This is a genomic window from Solirubrobacter deserti (assembly GCF_027587175.1).
Classification (GTDB): Bacteria; Actinomycetota; Thermoleophilia; order Solirubrobacterales; family Solirubrobacteraceae; genus Solirubrobacter; species Solirubrobacter deserti.
Window position 1 is genome coordinate 81,786 of record NZ_JAPCID010000023.1, and the last position, 25,127, is coordinate 106,912.

Consider the following 25,127-nt stretch of genomic DNA (forward strand, 5'->3'; position numbering starts at 1 on the left):
CACAAGAGTGTACGGCATACACTGCGGCTATGGCAAGGGGGTTGAACGTCGAGCAGATCGTCGAGGCGGCGGTCGCGATCGCGGACGAGCAGGGGCTGGCCGCGGTCTCGATGGCGACAGTCGCCAAGCGCTGCGGGTTCACGACGATGTCGCTCTACCGGCACGTCGCCAGCAAGGACGAGCTCGTGTGGCGGATGGTCGACCGGGCGGTCGGCGTCGCCCCTGAGCTCGAGTACGACGGGTGGCGCGACGGGCTGTTCCAGTGGGGCCACGCGCTGATGGACCGGCTGCGCGAGCACCCGTGGGGGATCGACATCCCGATCATCGGCTCGCTGCCGACCTTCGCGCAGCTGTCGTGGCTCAACCGCGGGCTGGAGATCCTCGACGGGCACGTCGAGCACCCGGGCGAGGCGGCCGACCTCGTCCTGCTGCTCAACGGCTACGTGTTCTGGGCGCTGCGGCTGGAGGTCTCGCTCGCGGCCGCGCCGCCGACGCCGCTCGTCCCGCCCGACTTCGACCTCGAGGCGCTGCCCTACGTGGCGCGCGCGCTGAGCGTGGGCGGGTTCGAGGACGAGAGCTCGCCCGAGGAGAACTTCGTGCTCGGGCTCAACCGGACGCTGGACGGGATCGCGGCCGCGTTGCGCTAGCCGTCGAGCCCGCGGCCGGTGCCGCCGAGCTTCCCGCGGACCTCCTCGAAGTACCGCTCGGCGTTCTCGGGCGTGACCAGCTTGGCGCCGGTATCGACGGTCGGCTTGACCTGCTCGTCATTGAGCGCCTTGATCGCCGATTCGACGCCGACCTTCGCCATGCCGTAGGGGTCCTGCGCGATCGTCGCGTACATCTTGCCCTCGAGGATGCGCTGCGTGGCTTCCAGCGCGCCGTCGAAGCCGATCAGCTTGATCTGGTCGGTCTTCTTGCGCGCGGCGATGGCCTCGATCGCGCCCAGCGCCATCTGGTCGTTGGCCGCGAACACCGCGTCGACGTCGGGGTTGGTCTGGAGGATGTCCTCCATCGCGCCGACGGCCTGCTCGCGGTCGAACTGGCCCGTCACCTCCTTGACGATCTTCGTCTTGGCGCCGGCCTTCTTGAGGCCTTCCTTGACGCCGTCGACGCGGTCGATGCCGACCTGCGAGCCCGGAATCCCGGACACGATCGCGAGCTCGCCCTCGTTCTTGAGCAGCTTGGCGATGTACTCGCCGGCCTTGACGCCGCCCTGCTTGTTCTCGGTGCCGACGTAGGCCGTCTTGGGCTTCCAGTCCTTGATGTCGGAGTCGAACAGCACGACCGGGATGCGGCGGGCGGCCTTCTCCAGCACGGGCTTGAGCAGATCGCTGTCGGAGGGCGCGATGACGAGCGCGTCGACGTCCTGGGCGAGCAGGTTCTCGACGAGGTCGATCTGCTCGACGATCTCGGTGTCGGCGCCCGCGGCCTTCGTCAGCAGCTTGGCCTTGCCCTTGGCGCCGGCCTGCGCGCCCTTCTCGGTGTTGACCCAATACTCCTGGTTGAGCGACTTGGGCACGAAGCCGATCTTCAGCTCGTCCTCGTCGGTGGGCGCGAGCTGGCCGCCGCAGCCCGTCAGCACGAGGGCGAGCGCCAGCAGCCGCTTCACCGGTCCCCGCCACCCACGATCATCGACACGAGCTTCTCCTGCGTCTGTTTCGTCGGCTGCTCCTCGCCGACGTAGCGGCCCTGGCGCAGCACGACGGCGCGGTCGGCGACCTCGATCACGTGCTCCATGTTGTGGCTGATGACGATCACCGAGACGCCCTGCTCGGCCGCCTCGCGGATGAGCTTGAGGACGTTGCCGGCTTCTCGCGCGCCGAGCGCGGACGTGGGCTCGTCGAGGATCACGATCCGCTTGCCGAACGCGATCGCCCGTGCGCAGGCGACGGCCTGACGCTGGCCGCCGGACATCAGCCCGATCTCGGCGTCGGCGCTCGGGAGGTTGACCTGGAGGCGGTCGACGATCTCCTCGGTGTCGTGCCTCATGCCGCGGTCGTCGACCCAGCGCAGCCAGCCGAAGCGCGTCTTCTCCCGCCCGGCGAAGAAGTTGCCGATGGCGCCGGTGTTGTCGAACAGGGCGAGGTCCTGGTAGACGGTCTCGATGCCGAGCTCGCGCGCGGCGTGCGGGGAGTCGATCGTGACCGGCTCGCCGTCGAGCTTGATCGTGCCGTCGTCGGGCTTGACGACGCCGGACAGGATCTTGATCAGCGTCGACTTGCCGGCGCCGTTGTCGCCCAGCAGCGCGAGCACCTCGCCCTCGTTGAGCTCGAGCGAGACGTCGCGCAGCGCGGTGGTGCCGCCGAAGCGCTTGCTGACGCTGTCGACCTCCAGGACCGCGCTCATTCGTCCTGCCCCCGGATCGTGCGGAAGCGCTCTTCGAGCCGGCGCCTGAACACGTCGAGCTCGACGGCCACCACGACGATCACCCCGATCGCGATGAGCTGCACGTAGGTGGAGACGTTGAGCAGGTTGAGGCCGTTGTTGATCACGCCGAAGATCAGCACGCCGACGATCGCGCCCCCGACCGTGCCACGGCCGCCGAAGAAGGACGCGCCGCCGATGATCACGGCGGAGATCGCGGCGAGCTCGTCCAGCTGGCCGGCGCTCGGGTAGCCCGCGTTGGTGCGGCCGGCGGTGATCACGCCCGCGAGGCCGGCGGCCAGGCCGGAGAAGATGAAGACGCTGATGATGACCCTGTCGACCGGGATGCCCAGCCGTCGCGCCGCTTCCTTGTCCGCGCCGACCAGGTAGATCCAGCGTCCCCACTGCAGCTTCGCGAGCAGCACGTAGGCGAGCAGACCGAAGACCGCGACGATGATGATCGGCACCGGGATCGGGCCGAGCTCACCGCCGCCCGCCGTCTGCACGATGCCCGGCATGCCCGGCATCGGCGCGCCGTCGGACAGCATCAGCGCGAGGCCGCGCGCCGCGTTGAGCGTGGCGAGCGTCGGGATGAACGCGTGCGGCATGCGGCCCTTGACGAGCATGATCCCGTTCAGCGCGCCGACCGCCGCGCCGGTGAGCAGCATCATCGGGATCACGAGCGGGCCGCCGAAGTCCCACCCGTACGCGAGCGCGCCCGTGACGGTGCACAGCGCGAGCACCGAGCCGACGGACAGGTCGATCCCGCCGACGAGCACCACGAACAGCTGCCCGATCGCCAGGCACGCGAGCGGCGCCACTTGCACCGCGATGTTCGAGAGGTTGTCGCCGGTCATGAAGAACGGCGACGCGAGCGTCATGATCGCGATCAGCAGGACCAGGATCAGCGCGGGCCCGAAGCGGATGACCCGCAGCGACAGGTTGAGACTGCGTTCCCCGGCGGAGGGCGAAGACGCGGCAGCGGTGGCCATGGCGACGGGTTCTGTACCCGTTGTCGCGTAGGCTGAGACCAGTGGCGCGAGTTGTCGTCGTCGGTTCGATCAACGTCGACCTCGTGGTCGTCACCGAGCGCCTGCCCGCAGCCGGCGAGACCGTGACGGGCGGGCGCTTCGGCTCCTACGGGGGCGGCAAGAGCGCGAACCAGGCCGTCGCCGCCGCTCGACTCGGCGCGGAGGTCGCGTTCGTGGGCGCGGTCGGCGACGACGCCATGGGCGAAGAGGCGACGGAGGCGCTCCGCACGGAGGGCATCGACGTGTCGCGGATGGCCCGCCTGGGGGAGCCCACCGGCGTGGCCCTGATCGTCGTCGACGCCGCCGGTGAGAACCAGATCGCGGTCGCCTCGGGCGCGAACGCCGCGCTCGACGCCGCCGCGATCGCGCCCACGTTGGACGAGCTGCTCGCTGCGGCCGACTCGCCGCCCGCCCCCACGGCCGACTCGACGCCCGCGCCCGCGGGCGTCGTCCTCCTCGGCCATGAGGTCGGCGAGGACGTGGTGATCGCGGCGGCCCGCGCCGCCGAGGCCGCGGGCTGGCCTGTCGTGCTCAACCCGGCGCCCGCGCGCGAGCTGCCCGCCGCGCCGCTCGCCGTGCTCACCCCGAACGCGAGCGAGGCCGAGCAGCTCACGGGTGAAGCCGAGCCGGAAGCCGCCGCGCGCGCGTTGTCCGAGTCCACCGGCGCGGCCGTGCTGATCACGCTCGGTGCCCGCGGCGCCCTCCTGCTCGAGCCGGGCGGCTCGCCCGAGTTGCTGCCGGCGACCAACGTCGACGTCGTCGACACCACCGGCGCGGGCGACACGGTCAACGGCGCGCTCGCCGCCGAGCTCGCCGCGGGCCGACCTCTGCGCGAGGCCGCCGAGTTCGCGCTCCGAGCGGCCGCGCTCTCGACCACGAAGCCGGGCGCCCGCGGCGGCATGCCGACGCGCGCAGAAGTGGACGCCGCGTGAGACGCGCAGCCGTGCACCGCCGCGGCTCGTGCCGGGCGCGCGCGACCCCCGTCCTCGCGGAACATCCCCCTCTTCGGGCGAAGCCCGGTTGCGCGAGACGGGGGTCGCGCGCGCCCGGCCACCACGGCGCCGGAGCCCCGCCGCTGCGAGCGAGGCTCGATCTCGGGTCGCGTGCGCCCGGCCACCACGGCGCCGGAGCCCGACCGTGAGGCGAAGAGCCATCCCGCTCCCCATCATCGCGGCCGGCGCGGGCCTGGCAGCCTGGGCGGCGTGGATCGAGCCGCGCAGGCTCGTCGTGCGCGATGTCGACCTCGCCGTGCCTCACTGGCCCGCCGCCCTGAGCGGGTTGCGGGCCGGGGTCATGTCGGACCTCCACGCGGGCGTGCCGCACGCGGGCCTCAACAAGATCGCGCGGGCCGTCGACGCGCTCAATGCGCGCGAGCCCGACATCCATCTGCTGCTCGGCGACTACCTCGACGCCAGCCAGAAGCTGCGGCGCAAGCTCGCGCCCGAGGCGGTCGCGGCCGAGCTCGCCCGGCTGAAGGCGCCGCTCGGGACGTACGCGGTGATCGGCAACCACGACTGGCACAACTCGGGCGACCGGATGTGGCGGGCGCTCGAAGCGCACGGCATCCCGGTGCTCGAGGACCGAGCCGTGAAGGTCGGCGACTTCTGGATCGCGGGACTGGGCGACATGCGCCACCGCTTGCCGAACGTCGTCCACGCGCTGCGCGAGGTGCCCGAGGACGAGCCGGTGATCGTCCTCTCGCACGACCCGGACCTGTTCCCGCGCATCCCACACCGCGTCTCGCTCACGCTGTCCGGTCACACGCACGGCGGGCAGGTCGCGATCCCGGTCATCCGGCGGCCGCTGATGCCCTCCCACTACGGGGAGCGGTACGCGCGCGGGCACATCGTCGAGCACGGCCGGCACCTGCTCGTGACCAGCGGCATCGGCACCAGCGGCCTGCCGGTCCGGTTCCTCGCGCCACCCGAGGTGCTGCACCTGACCTTGCGTAACCTGTGAGTTACGCGTAACCTACGGGTTACATGAACAGCATCGAGCGCGACATCTTCATCGCCGCCCCCGTCGAGCGGGTGTGGCAGATCGTCACCGAGCCGGAGCACATGGCCAACTGGTTCGGCGACGCCGGCGCCTCCCGCGCCGGCGACACCATCACCGTCAGCTGGGCCGAGCACGGCGACGGAGAGCTGCGGATCGTCCGCGAGGACGCGCCGCACGCCTTCGCCTTCCGCTGGGACGCGAACGACGCGGGCATCGGCGACACCCTCGTCGAGTTCACGCTTGCCACCGAGGGCGACGGCACGCGCGTGAAGGTCGTCGAGAGCGGTTGGGGCGAGCTGAACACGAGCCCGGAGCGCCAGGCCGAGCTGCGCGACGGCAACGCCAGTGGCTGGAAGCACGAGCTCGGCGACCTCGAGCGCTACGCGCAGACGATCGCCGTGTGACCGAGGACGTCTTCACCGCCCTCGCCGACCCCACGCGGCGCTCGATCCTCGACCTGCTCGCGGCCCACGGCCACGGCACGGCCACCACGCTGTCCGCCGAGCTGCCCGTGAGCCGCCCGGCGGTGATCAAGCACCTCGCTGTCCTCGACCGCGCCGGGCTCGTTGCTGCGCAGCGGCACGGCCGCGAGGTGAGGTACGTCGTCCAGCCCGAGCGCCTCCAGGAGACGGCGGCGTGGATGTCACGGCTGGCGGACCGGTGGGACGCTCGGCTGGCGGGGGTGAAGGCGCTGGCCGAGGCCGCCGAGGACGCCGACTCGCGCGGATGAAGACGACCAGCTGCGCGGCAAAGAAGAGAAAGCCCGGAATCGCGAGGATCCACAGCCCGTCGGCGGCGGTGACGACGGTGAACACCGCGGCGAGCGGCAGGATGAGCAGCGCGACGCGTCTGCGTTGACTGCCAAGCGTTCGCGGCATGCAGTGAGTTGTACCCCGGCGACCGGAACTTCCCGGGTTCAGCGTGAGCTGACAGCGCCGCACGCGAGCTGCGGTTGCGAAGATCCGTGGCCACGATGACCCACGTGACTCAGATGGCGGAGCTGTGGTTCGACCACGAGCCGCAACTCGACCTCGACGCACTCGCCGCCGCGGTCCCCGGCGCCGAGCGGATGGGCGACGCGCTCGTCCACCCGCGCTTCGCGTTCACCCTCGACGACGGTTCGAAGGGCGCGCTGGTCACCACGTTCCTGACGCCCGACGGTGAGCGCACGGACGAGAATGCGGCGACCACCGAGCAGACGTGGGACTGGGAGGACGCGGACGCTGTGCTCGCCCGTTGCACGCACAGCCTGCTCGTCGCCGAGCTGTTCGGCAGCGTGCGCCCGTACCGGGAGCGCATCGAGACCTACGTCCCCACCCTGTGCGCCGCGATCGAGCAGCTGCAGCCCGCGGCGGTGTGGCTGCCCAACAGCGAGCGCGTCGCCAACCCCGCCGCGATCCTGCACGATCGCGAGCTCATCGCCTGCCTGAACGTCCGGTTGTACGGGATCGAGGACACCGACCACAAGCTCATGGACACGCTCGGCCTGCACGCGCTCGGCCTGCCGGACCTGCAGTGCGCCTACGAGCACGACGACCCGGCCGACATCGCCCAGTTGCTGTTCGACGTCGCCGGTTACCTGCTCGACCACGGCGACGTGATCGAGGACGGCGACGACCTCGCCGAGCGCGGCTGGGTCTGCCACGACGCCGTCTCGGTGACCGAGCCCGAACGGCGCGCGCTCACCCTCACCCGGCCGTAGCGCCGCGCAGGAACGCTGCCTGGAACCCACGCAGCTCGCCGCGGGCCATGCCCGAGGCGATCGCCGGGTCCGCCTGCATGTACGCCTGCGCCGCGTCCTCATCGGGCGCCTCGAACACGCAGATGCCGGTGTTCGTCGTGCCCAACGTCGGCCCGGCGAGGATCAGCGAGCCCTCCTCCAGCCGTTGCGTGAGCAGCTTGACGTGCTCGCCCCAGACCGCCTGTTCCTCGTCCGTCATCGTGCCGGCGAAGTTCTCGCGCGGGGGATGCAGGAAGTAGATCCATTGCTCCATGGCGCGCGAGCCTATTCAGTGAGCACGACGCATCCGCGCGCGAGCAGTTCGGCGGGCGGGTCGTAGACCTGGTTCCAGCGCAGGTCGAGCTTCTCGAGGCGCGGGAGCTCGCCGATCCAGTCCGGGACGGACGTCAGGCGGTTCGCGCGCAGGTCGAGCAGGCGCAGCTCGTGGAGTCCGCGCACGGTCTCGGGGACCGCGGTGAGCGCGTTGGTGCGCAGGTGCAGCTCGCGCAGCTTCGGCAGCCGCAGCTCCGGCACCGCCGTCAGCCCGAGGTCCAGCGCGCGCAGCTCGATCAGCTCGGGGAGGTCGAGAGCCGGCAGCGCCGGCAGCGGGTTCTCGCTCACGTTCAGGTAGGTGAGCGAGGGCGGCAAGGACGGCAGCGCCGTGAGCGCGTTGTCGTGCAGGTAGAGGATCTCCAGCCGGGTCAGCGCGGACAGGTCGGGCACGGCGCGCAGCGCATTGTGGCCGAGGTCGAGCGTGCGCAGAGCGGCCAGCGAGCCGTACCACTCGGGCACGGTCTCCAGGCCGAGCTCACACGTATAGAGCCGCTCGAGCTCCGGATCCGGAGCCTCGAGCAGCCCTCTCAGGCGTCGTACAGCCCCTCCAGCGTGAAGATCCGGCGCAGGATCGCGACCGACGACGCGTACGTGGAATCCAGCCCGTAGTAGGACAGGCCGCGGGCGCCGAGCGTGCGCGCCTGCGAGTACGGCGTGTCTGAGGCGTAGTGGATGATCCCGAAGTCGATCGGGAGCTTGGAGAAGTTCACCGCCTCGCCGGTCGGGTAGCGGTCGGCGTCCGCGATCTCGTAGACCGCGTTGCAGAACGGGCCGGCCTCCATCTCGACCACGGTGTACGCCTCGCGGTAGTAGAAGTCGAGGTAGTTGCGGTTCTGCAGGAAGGTCGACTTGACCGTGACCGCGCGCTGATTGTCGAGGCCGCTGCCGAAGACGAGGTAGGGCGCGATGTCGTCGAACGAGAACGCGTTGTCGAGCCAGTAGGTGGAGCCCGAGTGCTCGTCGTGGATGACGCCGCTGATCAGCACGTCGCCGACGTCCGCGTTGAGCGTCGCCGCCTTGCCCAGCACGTAGACGCCGCGCAGCGTGTCGTGCGCGGTCGTGATCTCGCGCAGGATGTTGTACGCCGCGAGCCCGAGCGGGTACTCGATGTTGACCACGACGCCCTGCGCGTGCGCGAGCTTCTCCGCGTCGACCGGGCCGAGCCGCGGGTCCAGGCCGGCCGGGTCCAGCGAGGCGAGGTCGATCACCTGGGCGGACACGCGCAGACCGGTGCGCGAGGAGATGTGCGTGATGCCGAGCTCGCGCTCGTGCTTGCGGCGGCGCTCCCACGCCGGGCCGTCCTCGGGCTGGCGCTCGTAGTACAGCCGCGCGCCGTAGTAGAGGAAGTTCTCCCACGACCCGGTGGTGCGGCTCGAGCGGAAGCGCTCGAGCTCCTCCTGCAGGTAGTCCGGCCCGTTGGCCTCCACCCAGTCGACGATCTCGTCCTCGGTCGCCCCCGCGCTCGCCGACACCAGGTTCACCAGCGAGTGCGTGTTGGACGAGACGAAGTACATCGGCTTGTCGCTCAGCGACTGGTCGGTGAACGTCGCCCGCACGGGCGCCCACCAGCGGCGCGTGAGCCGCGCGTAGCCGGACGCCGATCCGCCGAGCATCCGGATGCGCAGGCTGAGCTTGCGCTCGCGCACCTCGTCGACGAACGCCGCGAGCCCTTCCGGCCACGACTCCTCGACCCGCTCCCAGTCCTCCTCCGAGCCGCCGCAGCAGCGGGCGAGCTCGGCCGGCGTGGGCTCGTCGGAGCAGTCCGCCGCGCGCAGCAGCGCGTGCAGCTTGTTCCACTCCAGCTGGTAGGCGACCAGCGACGGGATCGCGTCGTCCAGGTCCGAGGTGGAGGCGAGCAGGACGGCGAGCGTGCCGGTGCCCGAGTCGAACCAGCGGCGCCGCCGCGCGGGGGACTCGTACGGGGTCCAGTCCTCGATCCGGCCGATCCCGGCGCGCGCGAACGCCTCGGACTCCTGCCCCATGACGATCACGTTCGCCCGCCAGATCGTGGCCGGCAGCCGCCGCAGCGAGTACAGGAACGCGCCCAGGTCGGGCTGCTCGGGGTCGTAGGCGAGCGGGTGCAGGCTCGAGTTCATCGCCGCGTGCGACGGCTCGAGCACGCGCAGGAGCGTCTCCCCCGACGACCGCAGCAGCGTCGTGTACGTGCGGTGGTAGAGCTCGACCTCGTCGGACGTCTGGCGCAGCGTGCCGTTCGGCTCAGCCGAGGGGACACGAAGACGGGGAACGGCCATGCGCCATGACGCTACCGCACCTTCGGCCAGGACCGGTCAAGCACCCGTTGCCGGTCCCCGCCGCCCGCGCTCAGCGCCGGATGGGGTAGCCCGCGCGCGCCCACGTGCCGACGCCGCCGTCGACCACGTGCAGGACCTCGCGCGCCCCGTACCGCTGCACGAGCGAAGCGCCGACCGCGGCGCGCTGCCCGCTCGCGCAGATGACCGCGACCGGCTCGTCCGCGTCCAGGTCGGACGGCAGCGCGTGGATGTCGTGGTAGGGCACGAACACCGAGTCCGGGATGTGCCCGGCCTCCCACTCGTCGCGCTCGCGGACGTCGAGGATCTGGGTGCCGTCGCGCTCGTGCAGCTCGTGCACGGTGAGCCGCTCGATCTTCGCCACCGGCAGCTTCTCCTCGCGCCAGCTCGTCATCCCGCCCGCGAGGTAGCCGGCGATCCGCTCGACGCCGACGGCGGCGGCCAGCTCGGCCGCGTGCAGCGCGTCGGCGTCGTCGCGGCCGACCAGCACGATCTCCTCGTCCGGCCCGGCGATCCACGCCAGCCGGGTCCCGAACCCGGCCTGCAGGATCGTGTTGCAGATCGCGCCCGGGATGTGCGCGTCGTCGAACTGGAGCGAGGTGCGCACGTCGATCACGGGCGCGTCGAGCGTCTGGATCTGGCGCGGGGTGAGCGGGTGCGCGTCGACGGTCCGGCGGTCCAGCGACCCGCGGTTGATCGCGACGATCGCCTTGAAGTTCGGCGGCTGCGGGCGCAGCGCGGAGGTCGCGCGCGCGACGAACTCGTCCTCGTCGCCGACGCCCAGCAGCTCGTTGTGGCGGCGCTCGAAGCCGATCGTCGTGGACACCTTGAGGTCCATCGCGGGCCCGCCGCACAGCGAGCCGCCCAGGTGGCCGGGCCAGACCTCGACGTCGTCGCCCAGTACCAGCAGCGCGGTGTGCAGCGAGCGGTAGATGTCGCGCGCGCCCTCCTCCTTCTCGACGGCGAGGTCGGGCCGCGCGATGTCGCCCACGAACAACGAGTCACCGGTCAGCACCGCCCATGGCTCAGAGCCGCGCGCAGTATCGATGAGCGCGAACGCCGTGTGCTCGGGCCGGTGCCCGGGCGTGTGCAGCGCGCGCACGCGCACCGACCCCAGCTCCAGCTCCCAGCCGTCCTGGAAGGCCTCGTGCTCGTAGTCGGGCGAAGCGAGCGCGTGGACATGGATCGTCGCGCCGGTCGCGGCCGCGAGCCGGCCGTGGCCGCTGACGTGGTCCGCGTGGTTGTGCGTCTCGAGGATGTGCTCGATCGAGACGCCGAGGTAGCGCGCGAGCCGCAGGTACTCGCCGATCTCGAGCCGCGGGTCCACGACGGCCGCGACGCCCGCGGACTCGTCGCCGACCAGGTAAGAGGCGCACCCGAGGTCCTCGTGCGCAATCTGCCGGAAGATCACGAGGCGAAATCTACTCCCACTGTGCGCGCCATCACGTTGCGTGCGCAAGCAACGGCTATCTTAGTCTGCGTGACTGAGATTTTTGACACCACTCCCACGCTGTGCGCCGTCTGCGGCGAGCGGCCGGGTACGGTGCGCATGGTGTTCGCGGCCGGCCCTCAGCGGCGGACCGCGGTGCTGTGTGAAACGTGCGCGACCGACCTGCGCGAGCGCAAGCCCGCCGACCCCGAGCGCGCGCCCAAGAGCGCCCTCGGCGAATTCGGGCGCGATCTCACCGCCGCCGCCAAGGCGGGCCGCATCGACCCGGTCATCGGTCGCGACGACGAGATCGCCCAGACGATCGAGATCCTCTCCCGCCGGCGCAAGAACAACGCCGTCCTGATCGGCGAGGCCGGCGTCGGCAAGACCGCCATCGCCGAGGGCCTGGCGCTGCGCATCCACGAGCAGACCGTCCCCGAGGTGCTGCACGGGACGCGCCTGGTCGCGCTCGACCTGTCCGGCATGGTCGCCGGCGCGCAGTTCCGCGGCCAGTTCGAGCAGCGCCTGAAGAAGGCGCTCGAGGACGCCTCCGGCGGCAACACGATCCTGTTCATCGACGAGCTGCACACCGTGCTCGGCGCCGGCAACGCCGAGGGCGGCATGGACGCGGCCAACATCCTCAAGCCGCTGCTCGCGCGCGGTGAGCTGCGCGTGATCGGCGCGACCACGCTCGCCGAGTACCGCAAGATCGAGCGCGACTCCGCCCTCGCCCGCCGCTTCTCCGCGGTGACTGTCGAGGAGCCGTCGGTCGACGACACCGTGACGATCCTGCGCGGCCTGCGCGGCGCGTACGAGAAGCACCACGCCGTCATGATCGACGACGCGGCGCTCGAGGCTGCCGCCCGGCTGAGCGATCGCTACATCACCGAGTACCACCTGCCCGACAAGGCGATCGACCTCGTCGACCAGGCCGCGGCGCGGCTGCGGCTGACGGGCGCCAAGGACCTGAGCGCCGAGATCGCGGACGCCGTCACGCGCGAGGACTACGAGCGCGCGGCCGAGCTCAAGCGCCGCCAGGGCGCCGATGGCCCCGTGGTCGTCGGCGAGACCCAGATTGCCGCGGTGGTCGCGGACCGCACCGGCATCCCGGTCGGCGAGCTCGTCGAGGGCGAGCTCGAGCGGCTCAACGACCTCGAGGACGACCTGCACGAGCGCGTGATCGGCCAGGACGCGGCCGTCGAGGTGGTGGCGGACACGATCCGCCGCGCCCGCGTCGGCCTCTCCGAGGGCGACCGTCCGCTCGGCAGCTTCCTGTTCCTCGGCCCCACCGGCGTCGGCAAGACCGAATTGGTCAAGGCCCTGGCGGAGCGGCTGTTCGCCACCGAGAAGGCGCTCGTCCGGATCGACATGAGCGAGTTCCGCGAGCCGCACACGGTCGCGCGGCTGATCGGCTCGCCTCCCGGCTACGTCGGGTACGGCGACGGCGGCCAGCTGACCGAGCCCGTGCGCCGGCGCCCGTACTCGGTGATCCTGCTCGACGAGATCGAGAAGGCGCACCCGGAGGTCTGGAACGTGCTCCTGCAGGTGATGGACGACGGCCGCCTGACCGACGGCGAGGGCCGCACGGTGGACTTCAACAACGCGGTGATCGTGATGACGTCGAACCTCGGCGCGGGGCAGGCCAAGCGCGGAATCGGCTTCACCGCGAGCGCGCCGAAGGCCGAGGCCGCGCGCATGGAGGAGGCCGCCAAGGCCGCCTTCCTACCCGAGTTCATCAACCGCATCGACGAGATCGTGACCTTCGACGCGCTGAGCGCCGAGCAGGTCGAGCGGATCGCGGCACAGATGGTCGAGCGGGTCGGCGACCGGCTCGCGACCGAGCGCGACATCAACCTCGACGTCGCCGACGCCTACGTCGCCCGGCTGGCGCAGGAGGGATTCGACGAGGCCTACGGCGCCCGCCCGCTGCAGCGCCACATCCGGCGCACGCTGGAGAAGGCGCTGACGCGCGCGATCCTCGCCGGCGAGATCGCCGACGGCGACCGCGTCCACGTCACCGAGGACGGGTCGCTGATCGTCGAGCCGGCGCACGCCTTCACGACGGCCTAAGGGCACCTAGGAGGTCTGACCCCTTAGGTTGCGGGCATGACCGACTTTCCGCTGCCGGGCGCGGCGACCCCCGTGGTCGTCGCGCCCGCGCCCGGTCGTGGCCCGCAGTTCTGGACCGGCGCGCCGTCCGCCGTGCTCGACGGCGACACGATCGTCCTCGGCTACCGCGTGCGCAACGGGCCGGACACCACGGACGAGACCGTGATCGCGGTCTCCCACGACGGCGAGCACTACGAGACCGTGCTCGTGCTGCCGCAGCAGCACTTCGGAGCGGCGTGGACCGAGCGGCCCGCGCTGGTGCGGACCGAAGTCGGCTGGCGGCTGTGGGTGAGCTGCGCGACCCCGAACACCAAGCACTGGTACATCGCGGTCGCTGAGGCCCCGACGCTCGACGCGTTGAGCGAGGCGGAGCTCTCCGTCGCGTTCGCCGGTGACGACCACACCGCGGTCAAGGACCCGATCATCCGGCGTTCCGCGGGCGGCTGGGAGGCGTGGATCTGCTGCCACCTGCTCGACGTCCCGGGCGAGGAGGACCGCATGAACACGGCCTACGCCACCAGCACCGACGGCTGGTCGTGGACGTGGCACGGCACCGTGCTCGAGGGCCGGCCCGGCACCTGGACGGAACGCGGCGCGCGGCTGACCACGATCCTGCCGGACGGCCGCGCGGCGTACGACGCGCGCGCGTCCGCACAGGAGAACTGGTTCGAGCGCACCGGCGTGACGCGCCGCGACGGCAACCGCTTCGAAGCCTCGGGCGAGCCGCTCGCGGACGTCCGCTACCTCGAGGTGCTGCCGCTGCCGGACGGGGCGCACCGCATCTGGTACGAGGCGCGTCTGGACGACGAGTCGCACGAGCTCAGGACCGAGCTGATCCAGTAGGTCGGCCGGCGTGTCATCCCGCGTGGAGCTCGCGCGGGGCATCGAGCGCGCCGACCGTGATGGCGGCGCAGCGGCCGGCGAGCGCCTCGCGTGAGAGCCCGACGACGCCGGCGATGTCGTGGTCGCTCGTGCCCGCCAGCCGCATCGCGAGGATCGCGCGGTCGGTGCGGCTCAACGCCTCGGCCGCACGACGCTGCGCGCCCGGCGTGATCGGCGGCAACGGCCGCTCGCCCCGCACGGCCGCGAGCAGCTCGTGCGCGGGCGCGGCCTTGTCGACGAGCGCCGCCGCGCCCGCGAACGTCGCGCGCACGACGTCGACGCCGGTCGCGTGCACGACCACACGCGCCGACCGCACCGTCAGGCACGCGCGCACGTCGTCCACCACGACGACGTCGGGGTCGGCGCGATAGAGCAACGGGAGGAGCGCGCGCCGGTGCTCCGCCGCGCCGACCGGCACGACACCGGGCGCCGCGCGCAGGATCGCCTCCAGCCCCGCGCGGGTCGCGGGGTGGGCGTCGAGGATCGCGACGCGGATCATGCCGCCACCGCCGTCCGCAGCGCGGGGCGCGGTCGCCAGGTCACCACGAGGTAGCCCAGCAGGGTGATCGCCACGCCGGCCGCCACGTCGAACACGTAGTGGTTGGCGGTCGCGACCGTCGACAGCGCGACCAGCGGCGCCCAGCTCAGCGCCAGCGCCTTCAGCCAGCGCCGCCGCACGACCATCGCGACGGCCACGCTCAACGCCAGCGCGAACCCGCAGTGCAGCGACGGGACCGCCGCGATCGGGTTGTAGAACCACGTCGAGTGCCCCGCGAGCGTCACGGCGGACGTCTCGCTCACGAAGTCCGTCATGCCGACCTCGGCCAGCCGCGGCGGCGCCACGGGGAACAGCGCGTAGACCGGTAGCGAGAGCATCCAGGTGGCGATCACCGTGTTACGGAGCCGGGGGTACAGGCGCGGCGCCCACCGGTACATCGACAGCAGGACGAGCGGCAGCACGACGATCTGGGCCGCGAGATACACGTGGCTGAGCAGCGCGCCGCCGAGCGCGTCCTGCACGCCGTGCTCGAAGCCGACGCCGCCCTGCGCGCCGACGACCCACTGCGCGTTGCTCTGCGCGAGGTCCATCTGGCCGCTGGTGACGCCGCGGCCGGCGTTGTAGAGCAGATACGCGGCGCCGAAGAGCATCAGTTCGCGGACGCCGCGGCGGCGGACGAAAGAGGGAGTCATGGGATGTCGACCTCGTCGACTCGGATCGCAGTGGCGCGCTCGGCGAGGAAGTACGGGAGGAGCCCGAGCGCGTGTTCGGGACCGTCCGCCTGCACCGTCCACCAGATCGCGTGCCCGCCGAACGCACACGAGGCCAGCGCCGCGCGGTGGCGGAGCGGGCTCGCGTGTCCCCGGAAGGCGGCGAACGCCACGCCGCACTCGTGCGGCTCATGGCGGTGGTGGAGCAGGAAGCGGGGCATGGCGCACACGCTCCCGTGAAGGCACCCGTGGCTCATCGGGGCGCTGCCCTGATTCGGGACCCTGATCCGGGTCCCTAAGGGTGCGAGATCGGGGTCCTGCCCTGAAGTCGCGGCGCCCGCGCCCGAGGACGCTCCGTGCCATGGCTACCTTCCTCTACCGGCTCGGCCGCTGGGCGTATGACCACCGCCGCGCCGTGCTCGCGCTCTGGCTCGCGATCCTGATCACCGTCGGCGGCATCGCGGCCGCGTTCGGCGGCACGAAGTCCAACAAGTTCGAAGTTCCGGGCACCGAGTCCCAGCAGGCGCAGGAGCTGCTGGAGGAGCGCTACCCGGCCGCGAGCGGCTCGTTCGCGCGCGTCGTGTTCGCCGCGCCCGAGGGCCAGACGCTCTCCGGCGGCGAGAACGCCGCCGCCATGGACGCGACGCTCGGGGAGGCGAAGGGCGCCGCCGAGGTGAGCGGTGTCTCGGACCCGGTGTTGAGCAAGGACGGGACGATCGGCTACGCCGACGTCATCTATCCCACCCCGTCCTCGGAGATCTCCGACGAGGCGCGCGAGCAGCTCGCCGACGTCGCGCACACAGGTGAGGCCGCCGGGCTCCAGGTCGAGTTCTCGGGCGGGATCGCCGCCGAGGAGGCCGCGCACGGCTCCGAGTCGCTCGGCATGATCGTCGCCTTCTTCGTGCTCGCGATCACGATGGCGTCGCTGCTGGCCGCCGGCATGCCGCTGCTCACCGCCATGCTCGGCGTGTCGATCGGGCTCGCGGGCCTCACCGGCCTGTCGAGCGTGATCGACCTGAGCGAGACCGCGCCGGTGCTCGCCACGATGCTCGGGCTCGCGGTCGGTATCGACTACGCGCTGTTCATCCTCGCCCGGCACAAGCAGAACCTGGGCGACGGCATGGAACCGCGTGAGTCCGTCGCCCACGCGAGCGGCACCGCCGGCAGCGCGGTCGTGTTCGCCGGCCTGACCGTGATCATCGCGCTCGTCGGCCTGTGCGTCGTGAACATCCCGTTCCTCTCCGTGATGGGTCTGGCCGCGGCCGGCACCGTCGCCATCGCGGTCCTCGTCGCGCTCACGCTGCTGCCCGCGCTGTTGGGCTTCGCCGGCGCGCGCCTGGCCAAGCCGAACCGCTTGCTCGCCGGCCGCTCGGGACGCAAGCGCTCCCCGCTCAGCGCCCGCTGGGTGAGCTTCGTGGTGCGTCGCCCGGGTGCCGTGCTGCTCGTCGGGCTGGCGCTGCTCGGCGTCGCCGCCGTACCCGCCGCGCACATGGAGCTCGGCCTGCCGGATGGCTCCTCCGAGCCCACGAGCTCCACCGAGCGCCGCTCGTACGACCTGCTGACCGCGGGCTTCGGCCCCGGCTTCAACGGCACGCTCACCGTCGTCGTGGACGCGCCCGAGGTGGCCCGCTCCGAGCAGGAGGCCTTCGGCAAGCAGGTGGCTTCCACCCTGGAGGACTTCCCGGGCGTCGCCGCCGTCTCCCCCGCCATGCCCAACGAGGCCGGCGACCTGTGGATCGTCCAGGTCACGCCTGAGACCGGACCCGCGACCCAGGAAACTAAGGACCTCGTCACGGCCCTGCGCACCGAGGCCGAGCAGCTCCCGAAGTCCGCGCATCTGAGCGCGTACGTGACCGGCCAGACCGCGGTCAACATCGACACGGCCGACCGCCTGAACGAGGCGCTGCCGCTCTACGTCGGCGTCGTCGTGGGCCTCGCCCTGCTGCTGCTCATGGTCGTGTTCCGCAGCGTCCTGGTGCCGCTGAAGGCCGCGGCCGGGTTCCTGCTCTCGATCGCCGCCTCGCTGGGCGTGACGGTCTGGATCTTCCAGGACGGCAACCTGAACGGGCTCTTCGACGTCGCCTCGGCCGGCCCGATCGTCTCGTTCCTGCCGATCCTGCTGATCGGCATCCTGTTCGGGCTCGCGATGGACTACGAGGTGTTCCTGGTCTCGCGGATGCGCGAGCGCTTCGTCCACAGCCGCGACGCGAAGGCCGCCGTCGTCAAGGGCTACGTCGACAGCGGCCGCGTCGTCACCGCAGCGGCCACGATCATGATGGTCGTCTTCGGCGCCTACATCCTCTCGCCGGACCCGATCATCAAGTCGATCGGCCTCGCCCTGGCCTTCGGCATCCTCGCCGACGCGTTCCTGGTCCGGCTCACGCTGGTACCGGCCGTGATGGCGCTGCTCGGCCGCCGCGCGTGGTGGATGCCCAAGCGCGTCGAGCGCCTCGTCCCCGACCTCGACATCGAGGGTGAGCGCCTGGCTACAGCTCGATGAGCCCGCGCTCGAGCGCGGTCACCACCGCCGCCGTGCGATCGTCGACGCCGAGCTTGGCGTAGACGTTGAGCAGGTGCGTCTTGACGGTGGCCGCGCTCACGTGCAGGCGCTCGCCGACCTCGCGGTTGGTGCAGCCCTTCGCCACCAGCTGCAGCACCTCCCGCTCCCGGGCGGACAGCTCCTCGCCGTCGCCGCGCCAGACCCGCGCGGCGACGGCGGGGGCGAGCACGACCTCGCCGCGGGCCGCGGCCCGCACCGCGCGATGCAGCTCATCGCGCGGTGCGTCTTTGAGGAGGTAGCCGCTCGCGCCGGCCTGCATGGCGCGCGCGATGTCGCCGTCGCGGTCGTAGGTGGTGAGCACGAGCACACGCGCGGCGGGGTCGAGCTCGCGCAGCTTCGTGGTCGCGGTGACGCCGTCCATGACCGGCATCCGCAGGTCCATCAGCACCACGTCGGGGTTCGCCGACGGGTACACGGCCAGCGCGCGACGCCCGTCCTCGGCCTCGCCCGCCACGACGAACCCCGCGCCCTCGAGCACGGCCCGAAGGCCGTCGCGCACGACGGGATGGTCGTCCACGAGCAGGACCCGCACGCTCACAGCGGCACCGTGACCTGGACGCGCGTGCCCGCGCCGGGCGCGGACGTGATCTCGGCGCGGCCACCGACCGTGGCGGCGCGCTCGCGCATCGTGGTGAGGCCGAACCCGGTCCGCGGGGCGGCGGCGAGGACGCCGCGGGCGGCCGTCGCGAGCGCGCCGTGGTCGTGCGCCCGCGACCCGTGCGGGGCGGCCGCGTCGAACCCGCGGCCGTCGTCGGCCACGCACAGCGTCGCCTCGGCGGCGCCGATGTCGAGCGCGACCTCGACGTGGGTCGCGTCCGCGTGGCGGCGGACGTTCGAGAGCGCCTCGCGGGCACAGCCCAGCAGCGCCTCTTCGACGGCAGCCCCCAGGCCCGCGTCGTCGCCGCGGACCTTCACCGCAACGTCCAGCCCGTGCTCGGCGCGCAGGCGGCCGGCCAGCACCCGCAGGCCGGCGCCCAACCCGTCGCCGGCGTCGAGCAGGTCGGGGCGCAGCGCATGGACGGCGCGGCGGGCGTCGGTCAAGCCGGCGCGGGCCGCGTCGCGGCCGCGCGCGAGCCGGGCCATGCCCGAGTCGACGCGCCCGGCTTCGAGCTCCTGCTCGGCCGCCTCCAGCTGGGCGACGACGCTCACCAGCGACTGTGTGAGCGTGTCGTGGAGCTCGCGGGCGATGCGCTGGCGCTCCTCCAGGGCGCCGATCAGCCGGCCCTGCTCGTGCACCTCGGCGCGCGCGGCTTCCAACTCGGCGATCGTCTCGGCGCGCTTGCGCGAGACGCGCTCGGCGGCGTCGATCGACACGGCCAACACCAGCGCGACGCCGGTCGTCACCGCGATGCCCATGATCAGCTCGCGCCCCTGGAGATCGGCGAGCGCGAACGTGGCGGCGGCGACCGCGCCGCACCCCGGCACCGCCCACCACCCCAAGCGGAGGAACAGCTGCGGGTAGATCGCGTAGACGAGCAGGAAGTAGTGGTTCGAGCGCCCGACCAGCACGAGCATCAACGCGATCAGCCCGAGTACGTGCACGAGCCCGAGCCGGCGCAGCCACACGAACGCCGCATGCCACGCCAGGAACGCGAACGCGAGCGCCAGCGTGACCGGGTCGTGGTCGTCGAACCACGCGGCGCCCGCCGCCACGACCAGCACGCCGGCGAGCAGCCCGCCCCAGATCAGCTCCTCACGCCGCTCGGACATCAGGCGAACCCTACGACCAGCGGAACGCGCGCAGACTGATGAGCCCGCCGACCAGCAGCGCCGCCACCGGCACGAGCACCGAGGACGCGGCCGGCGGCGCGCCCGCCCACGCGTCGCGCAGGCCCTCGACCACGTAGGTCAGCGGCAGAACGTCACCGATTGTGCGCGCGGCGTCCGGCAGGTTCTCGCGCGGCATCGCCGCGCCGCTCAGGAACAGCTTCGGGAAGTAGAGCGCAGAGGCCGCCGCCTGCGCCACCCGCGTGGTCGGCGCCAGCGCACCGATCGCGCCGCCCAAGGCCGCCGCCGTCAGCGCGGCCAGGACGATCAGGGCGACCGCCCGCAGCGGCGCGTCCGGCAGCCCCGCGCCGAACACGACGATCGCCAGCCCGCACAGCAGCACCGTCCCGGCCGCGGCGACCGCCAGCTGCACGATCACGTGCGCGCCCAGCACGTTCGCCGGCCGGATCGGCGCCAGCGACAACCGCCGCAGCACGCCGCGCTCGCGCTCGTTGGCCAGCGACTCCGCGAGCCCCATCACGCCCGCCGTCGCCACCACGAACACCACCAGCCCGGCCTGCAGGACGTCGAGCCCGATCTCGCCCCCGAACTCGGCGCTCGGCCGGCCGACGTCGTCGCCGCCCGCGTTGAGCAACAGCAGCAGGACGGGCAGCAGCAGCGTGAAGCCGACCGCGGCCGGCTCGCGCACGAACAGCCGTAGCTCGGTCAGGCTCAGCGCGCGGAGAGCACGGGCCATGCTTCCCCCTCCCCCACGAACGAGAAGTACGCCGTCTCGAGCCCGCCGAACTCGTCGGTGGGCGCGCACGCGAGCACCTGCCCGCGGTTGATGATCGCGACGCGGTCGCACAGCGCCTCGGCCTCGGCGACATCGTGCGTGACGAGCACGACCGTCAGCCCTTCCGACCGCAACGCGCGCACCAGCGCCCACGCCGAGCGCCGCGCCTCCGGGTCCAGCCCCGTGGTGAGCTCGTCCAACACGACGAGCTCCGGCTCGTGCAGCAGCGCCAGCGCGAGGAAGAGCCGCTGGCGCTCGCCGCCGCTCAACTTCCCGAACGGCTGCTCGCGCACCCGCTCGAGCCCCCAGCGCGCGAGCAGCGCGCGCGGGTCCGCGGTGCGCGGGTACAGCGCGGCGAACAGCTCCAGCGCCTCCCCGACGCGCAGCCGGTCGGGCAGCGTCGCGTGCTGGAGCTGGACGCCGACGCGTGTGCACAGCTCGCGCCCCGGCTGCATCCCCAGCGTCCGGATCGTGCCCGCGTCCGGCGTACGCAGCCCGACCGCGCACTCCACGAACGTCGATTTCCCGGCCCCGTTGGGCCCGAGCAGCCCGAGCACCTCACCGCGCCGCACGGACAACGTCAACCCGTCCAGCGCGACCGTCGCGCCGTAGCGCTTGACGAGGTCGGTGGCTTCGATGGCGAGTTCCATGCCCCTAGCGTCGGGCACGCCGCCGCCCGCGACATCGCCACGACGGCTAGAGCTCACTCAGCCATATGGCTGAGCGGCCTGTAACGTCCGCTTCGTTCGTACCGGCCGGGAGGAGAGACCCGTGGTGGATCAGTGGCTGTCCGAGTTCGAAACCGCGCTGAGCAACGGCGACAGCGCAAGCGCGGCCGCGCTGTTCCATGAGGAGAGCTTCTGGCGCGACCTCGTCGCGTTCACGTGGAACCTGAAGACGGTCGAAGGGCCTGAGGAGATCGAGGCGATGCTCGACAGCACGCTCGAGCACACCCAACCCTCCAACTGGCACACGACCGAGCCGCCGGACACCGCGGACGGCGTCACGACGGCCTGGATCGCGTTCGAGACCGCCGTCGGGCGCGGGAACGGCCTGCTGCGGCTGCGCGACGGGAAGGCGTGGACGCTGCTCACCGCGCTGTACGAGCTCAAGGGCTTCGAGGAGCCCAAGGGCACGCACCGGCCCAAGGGCGTCGAGCACGGCGCGAACCCGGACCGCGTCACCTGGCTCGAGGAGCGCGCCCGGGAAGCTGAGACGCTCGGCTACTCCGAGCAGCCGGAGGTCGTGATCGTGGGCGGCGGCCAAGGGGCGATCGGGCTCGGCGCGCGCCTGCGCCAACTGGGCGTCCCGACGATCATCTGCGAGCGCAACGAGCGCCCCGGCGACTCCTGGCGCAAGCGCTACAAGTCGCTGTGCCTGCACGACCCGGTCTGGTACGACCACCTGCCCTACATCAAGTTCCCCGAGAACTGGCCGGTGTTCTCGCCCAAGGACAAGATCGGCGACTGGCTGGAGATGTACACGCGCGTCATGGAGCTCAACTACTGGGGCTCGACGACCGTGCACTCCGCGAGCTTCGACGAAGACGAGGGCCGCTGGACCGTGCAGGTCGAGCGCGAGGGCCAGGCGATCACGTTGCGCCCGCGCCAGCTCGTGCTCGCGACCGGCATGAGCTCACAGCCCAACCTCCCGGAGATCGAGGGGATGGACGTCTTCAAGGGCGACCAGCACCACTCGTCCAAGCACCCCGGCCCGGACGCCTACGCGGGCAAGCGATGCGTCGTGATCGGCTCCAACAACTCCGCGCACGACATCTGCGCGGCGCTGTGGGAGGTCGGCGCCGACGTGACGATGGTCCAGCGCTCCTCCACCCACATCGTGCGGTCGGACACGCTGATGGAGATCGGGCTCGGCGCGCTCTACTCCGAGCAGGCGCTCGCGAACGGGATCACGACCGAGAAGGCGGACATGATCTTCGCCTCGTTGCCCTACCGGATCCTGCACGAGTTCCAGATCCCGCTCTACGACCAGATGCGCGAGCGCGACAAGGACTTCTACGCGCGCCTGGAGGAGGCCGGCTTCTGGCTCGACTGGGGCGAGGACGGCTCCGGCCTGTTCATGAAGTACCTGCGCCGCGGGTCGGGCTACTACATCGACGTCGGCGCTTCCGAGCTGGTCGCCGACGGCAAGATCAAGCTCCAGCGCGGGAAGGTCGCGCGACTCACCGAGCACACCGTGGTGATGGAGGACGGCACCGAGCTGGGAGCCGACCTCGTCGTCTACGCCACGGGCTACAACTCGATGAACGGCTGGGCCGCGGAGCTGATCTCGCAGGAGGTCGCGGACAAGGTCGGCAAGGTCTGGGGCCTGGGCTCGGACACGACCAAGGACCCCGGACCGTGGGAGGGCGAGCAGCGCAACATGTGGAAGCCGACCCAGCAGGAGAACCTGTGGTTCCACGGCGGCAACCTCCACCAGTCGCGCCACTACTCGCTCTATCTCGCGCTGCAGCTAAAGGCGCGCATGGAGGGGATCGACACGCCGGTCTACGGGCTTCAGGAGGTTCATCACCTGGCGTGAGGCCAGCAGCGCGAGGCCGATGACGACGTAAGCGGCGAGCACCGCGATGTGCTCGCCCGCCGCGGCGCCGTCGAAGAAGCCCGTGCTGCGCAGCAGGCTGCCGCCCGCCCCCGGCGGGAGCAGCTGACCGAGCGCTCCGCCCGGGATCATGTCCGGGCCGGTCGCGACGCCGCTGAGCGGGTTGCCCACGAACACCATCGTCAGCGCGCCGAGCGCCGCACCCTTGTGACCCGCGAGCGCGTAGAGGCCGGCGACGAGCGATCCGATCGCGAGCACGGTCAGGCTGAGCGCCGCGGCGTTGGCGGCGAAGTCGCCTTCGACGACGCCGAGCCAGCTGTCGATGACGAGCGCGCCGGCGGTGCCCGCGAGGACCGCGCCGGCGAACAGGGCGGCGACGCGGCGTCTGGCCTTCGCCGCCAGCACGCCGGTGAGGATGCCGGCGAGCACGAGCGGGAGCACGGACGCGGCGAGCCCGTTCGCCTCGCGCGGGGCGGCGACGACGTCCTCCACCGGCTTCGTCGCGCCGTGGGTGAGCGCCTGCGCGGCCACGGGTGAAGCGGCGGTCGCGACGAGCACCTTGTCGCTGGTGAGCGCGCCGTAGATCTCGCGGTCCTCGATCGCGGCGCGCGCCTGCGCGGCGCTGGCGTAGCGGCGGAATTCGACGCCCTCGATCCGCGGGGCGGTAGGGCCGACCACGCCCACGGGCAGCTCGCGCGGGCCGACCCGCGACGCGGGCCACGCGAACAGGGTGAGGACGAGGGCGGCGATGAGGGGGACGACCAGGATCTTCTTCATGCCTGGAGCGTCCTCCGGCGCGGCCCGCCGGTCATCGGGGGCCGACCCTGGTCTCAGACCCTGAAGCCGGGTTATGCTCGGCAGCACGATGCGGGTCTCCGCCGAGCCGCTCGTCGGGCGTGGCGCCGAGCTCGCGGCGCTGGAAGACCTGCTGGGGCGGCGCGGGTTCTGCACCGTGGAGATCGTCGGCGAACCGGGGATCGGGAAGACGCGCCTGCTGGCGGAGCTCGAGGCGCGCGCGGACCGGCGCGGCGGGCTCGTGCTCAGCGGCAGCGCGTCCGAGCTCGAGCGCGACCTGCCGTTCGGCGTCTGGGTCGACGCGCTGGACGAGTACCTGCACGGACTCGAGCCGCGGCGGCTCGCAGGGCTGCCGGACGAGCTCGGCCACGTGTTCCCGGCCCTGCCAGCGGTGGGCGCCGTCGACCGCTACCGCCTGCACCGCGCGGTCGGCGCGTTGCTGGAGGAGCTCGCGCCGCTGACCCTCGTGCTCGACGACGTCCACTGGGCCGACCCCGGCTCGATCGAACTGCTCTCCGCGCTGCTGCGACGCCCGCCCGACGCGCCCGTGCTGCTCGCCGTGGCGGTGCGGCCACGCCAGATGCCCGACCGGCTCGCGGCCGCGTTGGAGCGCGGCGCGGTCACGCGGCTGGACCTCACCGGGCTGAGCCTGAGCGAGGCGCGTGAGCTCGTCGGCGAGCCCGCGGAGGCCGTGTTCGCCGCCAGCGGCGGCAACCCGCTCTACCTGCGCCAGCTCGCCCGCGCCGGTGTGGTCACGGGCGCCGGCGCGGTCGAGCTCGGCGGCGTGGAAGTGCCGCGCGCGGTCGCCGCGGCGCTCGGCTCCGAGCTGGCGCTGCTGAGCGCCGACGCCCGCTCGGCGCTCGCGGGCGCGGCGGTCGCGGGCGATCCCTTCGAGCCGGAGCTCGCGGCCGCCGCGGCAGCGCTGGAGGAAGCGCGGCTCATGACCGCGCTGGACGAGTTGCTGGCCGCCGACCTGGTGCGCGGCACCGACGTCCCCCGCCGCTTCCGCTTTCGCCACCCGCTCGTCCGCCGCGCGGTCTACGAGTCCACGCCCGCCGGCTGGCGGCTCGGCGCCCACGAACGCAACGCCGCCGCATTGGCCGCGCGCGGCGCCACCGCCGCCGAGCGCGCCCACCACGTGGAGCGCTCCGCCCGCGTCGGCGACCTTGCCGCGGTGGCGGTGCTGCGCGAGGCCGCCGACGAGATGGCGCTCCGCGCGCCTTCCTCGGCGGCGCGCCTGTACGCCGCCGCGCTGCGGTTGGCGCCGGCCGCGGGCGCCACCGCCGCGACCTCGTCGGGCGCCGCCCCCCCCGCCCCCCCCGCGCCCCCCCCCGCCCCCCCCCCAGACCCCCCGCGGGCGGGGGG

At 72.4% G+C, this 25,127-nt stretch carries 26 protein-coding genes; 11 read left to right on the forward strand and 15 right to left on the reverse strand.

Annotated features, from left to right (window positions below):
* Positions 1–29: 29 nt before the first annotated feature.
* A complete protein-coding gene (locus OJ962_RS17525) occupies positions 30–647 on the forward strand; it encodes a TetR/AcrR family transcriptional regulator (RefSeq protein ID WP_202956569.1) in 618 nt (205 codons plus the stop codon).
* Here OJ962_RS17525 and OJ962_RS17530 read toward each other — a convergent pair.
* From OJ962_RS17530 to OJ962_RS17540, 3 genes are read right to left on the reverse strand one after another with little or no spacing between them, the layout of a single operon-like run.
* On the reverse strand, positions 644–1,609 hold the full coding sequence (locus OJ962_RS17530) for a sugar ABC transporter substrate-binding protein (protein ID WP_202956568.1): 966 nt from the start codon (positions 1,607–1,609) through the stop codon (positions 644–646). The two genes, OJ962_RS17525 and OJ962_RS17530, sit on opposite strands and share 4 nt — an antisense overlap.
* Positions 1,606–2,346, reverse strand: a complete 741-nt coding sequence (locus tag OJ962_RS17535; RefSeq protein ID WP_202956567.1) for an ATP-binding cassette domain-containing protein — start codon at positions 2,344–2,346, stop codon at positions 1,606–1,608. Before OJ962_RS17535 ends, OJ962_RS17530 begins: the two co-directional genes overlap by 4 nt.
* Entirely contained in the window at positions 2,343–3,356 is a 1,014-nt protein-coding gene (locus OJ962_RS17540; protein WP_202956566.1) for an ABC transporter permease, read from the reverse strand. Before OJ962_RS17540 ends, OJ962_RS17535 begins: the two co-directional genes overlap by 4 nt.
* 41 nt (positions 3,357–3,397) lie before the next feature.
* On the opposite strand from OJ962_RS17540, the gene OJ962_RS17545 reads away from it, so the two are divergent.
* From OJ962_RS17545 to OJ962_RS17565, 5 genes are all read left to right on the forward strand, one after another.
* Positions 3,398–4,327 carry a PfkB family carbohydrate kinase gene (locus tag OJ962_RS17545; RefSeq protein WP_202956565.1) on the forward strand — a complete coding sequence of 310 codons (930 nt, stop codon included), beginning with the start codon at positions 3,398–3,400 and terminating at the stop codon, positions 4,325–4,327.
* 205 nt (positions 4,328–4,532) lie between these two features.
* Positions 4,533–5,354, forward strand: coding sequence for a metallophosphoesterase (locus OJ962_RS17550; RefSeq protein WP_202956564.1), 822 nt, complete (start codon positions 4,533–4,535; stop codon positions 5,352–5,354).
* A 23-nt stretch (positions 5,355–5,377) separates the two neighbouring features.
* Complete coding sequence (locus OJ962_RS17555; RefSeq protein ID WP_202956563.1) at positions 5,378–5,797, forward strand: SRPBCC domain-containing protein; 420 nt, start codon at positions 5,378–5,380, stop codon at positions 5,795–5,797.
* Positions 5,794–6,123 (forward strand): ArsR/SmtB family transcription factor, encoded by a 330-nt coding sequence (locus OJ962_RS17560; protein WP_202956562.1) that lies wholly within the window; start codon positions 5,794–5,796, stop codon positions 6,121–6,123. Before OJ962_RS17555 ends, OJ962_RS17560 begins: the two co-directional genes overlap by 4 nt.
* Positions 6,124–6,366: 243 nt before the next feature.
* Positions 6,367–7,095 (forward strand): DUF4261 domain-containing protein, encoded by a 729-nt coding sequence (locus OJ962_RS17565; protein ID WP_202956561.1) that lies wholly within the window; start codon positions 6,367–6,369, stop codon positions 7,093–7,095.
* Here OJ962_RS17565 and OJ962_RS17570 read toward each other — a convergent pair.
* From OJ962_RS17570 to OJ962_RS17585, 4 genes are all read right to left on the reverse strand, one after another.
* Positions 7,082–7,387 (reverse strand): YciI family protein, encoded by a 306-nt coding sequence (locus OJ962_RS17570; protein WP_202956560.1) that lies wholly within the window; start codon positions 7,385–7,387, stop codon positions 7,082–7,084. The two genes, OJ962_RS17565 and OJ962_RS17570, sit on opposite strands and share 14 nt — an antisense overlap.
* Positions 7,388–7,398: 11 nt before the next feature.
* A complete protein-coding gene (locus tag OJ962_RS17575) occupies positions 7,399–7,905 on the reverse strand; it encodes a leucine-rich repeat domain-containing protein (protein ID WP_202956559.1) in 507 nt (168 codons plus the stop codon).
* Between the two features lie 68 nt (positions 7,906–7,973).
* Positions 7,974–9,698 (reverse strand): DUF6909 family protein, encoded by a 1,725-nt coding sequence (locus OJ962_RS17580; RefSeq protein WP_202956558.1) that lies wholly within the window; start codon positions 9,696–9,698, stop codon positions 7,974–7,976.
* 70 nt (positions 9,699–9,768) lie between these two features.
* On the reverse strand, positions 9,769–11,127 hold the full coding sequence (locus OJ962_RS17585) for an MBL fold metallo-hydrolase (protein ID WP_202956557.1): 1,359 nt from the start codon (positions 11,125–11,127) through the stop codon (positions 9,769–9,771).
* Positions 11,128–11,196: 69 nt separating this feature from the next.
* Between OJ962_RS17585 and OJ962_RS17590 the strand changes: the two genes are divergently transcribed.
* Together OJ962_RS17590 and OJ962_RS17595 are read left to right on the forward strand one after the other, a co-directional pair.
* Complete coding sequence (locus OJ962_RS17590) at positions 11,197–13,215, forward strand: ATP-dependent Clp protease ATP-binding subunit (RefSeq protein WP_270006498.1); 2,019 nt, start codon at positions 11,197–11,199, stop codon at positions 13,213–13,215.
* A gap of 36 nt (positions 13,216–13,251) precedes the next feature.
* Complete coding sequence (locus OJ962_RS17595; RefSeq protein WP_202956556.1) at positions 13,252–14,097, forward strand: hypothetical protein; 846 nt, start codon at positions 13,252–13,254, stop codon at positions 14,095–14,097.
* A 13-nt stretch (positions 14,098–14,110) separates the two neighbouring features.
* On the opposite strand, the gene OJ962_RS17600 is transcribed toward OJ962_RS17595, so the two are convergent.
* Genes OJ962_RS17600 through OJ962_RS17610 form a run of 3 tightly spaced genes read right to left on the reverse strand, consistent with a single transcriptional unit; the run spans position 14,111 to position 15,566 of the window.
* Positions 14,111–14,635, reverse strand: coding sequence for a response regulator transcription factor (locus tag OJ962_RS17600; protein WP_202956555.1), 525 nt, complete (start codon positions 14,633–14,635; stop codon positions 14,111–14,113).
* The gene (locus OJ962_RS17605) at positions 14,632–15,327 is read right to left on the reverse strand and encodes a phosphatase PAP2 family protein (RefSeq protein WP_202956554.1); all 696 of its coding nucleotides are present in this window, start codon (positions 15,325–15,327) and stop codon (positions 14,632–14,634) included. The genes OJ962_RS17600 and OJ962_RS17605 overlap by 4 nt, the downstream gene beginning before the upstream one ends.
* Positions 15,324–15,566: a hypothetical protein gene (locus OJ962_RS17610; RefSeq protein ID WP_202956553.1), complete on the reverse strand. Its 243-nt coding sequence runs from the start codon at positions 15,564–15,566 to the stop codon at positions 15,324–15,326. Before OJ962_RS17610 ends, OJ962_RS17605 begins: the two co-directional genes overlap by 4 nt.
* 140 nt (positions 15,567–15,706) lie before the next feature.
* Between OJ962_RS17610 and OJ962_RS17615 the strand changes: the two genes are divergently transcribed.
* A complete protein-coding gene (locus OJ962_RS17615; protein WP_202956552.1) occupies positions 15,707–17,845 on the forward strand; it encodes an MMPL family transporter in 2,139 nt (712 codons plus the stop codon).
* Here the strand turns inward: OJ962_RS17615 and OJ962_RS17620 are convergent.
* The 4 genes from OJ962_RS17620 to OJ962_RS17635 are packed head-to-tail and all read right to left on the reverse strand — an operon-like array spanning position 17,832 to position 21,058.
* Positions 17,832–18,443 (reverse strand): response regulator transcription factor, encoded by a 612-nt coding sequence (locus tag OJ962_RS17620; protein ID WP_202956551.1) that lies wholly within the window; start codon positions 18,441–18,443, stop codon positions 17,832–17,834. The two genes, OJ962_RS17615 and OJ962_RS17620, sit on opposite strands and share 14 nt — an antisense overlap.
* Positions 18,440–19,615: a sensor histidine kinase gene (locus tag OJ962_RS17625; protein WP_202956550.1), complete on the reverse strand. Its 1,176-nt coding sequence runs from the start codon at positions 19,613–19,615 to the stop codon at positions 18,440–18,442. The genes OJ962_RS17620 and OJ962_RS17625 overlap by 4 nt, the downstream gene beginning before the upstream one ends.
* Before the next feature lie 10 nt (positions 19,616–19,625).
* Complete coding sequence (locus OJ962_RS17630; RefSeq protein ID WP_202956549.1) at positions 19,626–20,369, reverse strand: ABC transporter permease; 744 nt, start codon at positions 20,367–20,369, stop codon at positions 19,626–19,628.
* The gene (locus OJ962_RS17635) at positions 20,345–21,058 is read right to left on the reverse strand and encodes an ABC transporter ATP-binding protein (protein ID WP_202956548.1); all 714 of its coding nucleotides are present in this window, start codon (positions 21,056–21,058) and stop codon (positions 20,345–20,347) included. Before OJ962_RS17635 ends, OJ962_RS17630 begins: the two co-directional genes overlap by 25 nt.
* A 124-nt stretch (positions 21,059–21,182) precedes the next feature.
* Between OJ962_RS17635 and OJ962_RS17640 the strand changes: the two genes are divergently transcribed.
* Positions 21,183–22,949 (forward strand): NAD(P)/FAD-dependent oxidoreductase, encoded by a 1,767-nt coding sequence (locus OJ962_RS17640; protein WP_202956547.1) that lies wholly within the window; start codon positions 21,183–21,185, stop codon positions 22,947–22,949.
* Here OJ962_RS17640 and OJ962_RS17645 read toward each other — a convergent pair.
* Positions 22,881–23,744 carry a hypothetical protein gene (locus OJ962_RS17645; protein WP_202956546.1) on the reverse strand — a complete coding sequence of 288 codons (864 nt, stop codon included), beginning with the start codon at positions 23,742–23,744 and terminating at the stop codon, positions 22,881–22,883. The genes OJ962_RS17640 and OJ962_RS17645 overlap by 69 nt on opposite strands.
* A gap of 88 nt (positions 23,745–23,832) precedes the next feature.
* Between OJ962_RS17645 and OJ962_RS17650 the strand changes: the two genes are divergently transcribed.
* Positions 23,833–25,127: ATP-binding protein (locus OJ962_RS17650; RefSeq protein WP_270006499.1), on the forward strand; the 1,295-nt coding region annotated here is incomplete at its 3' end.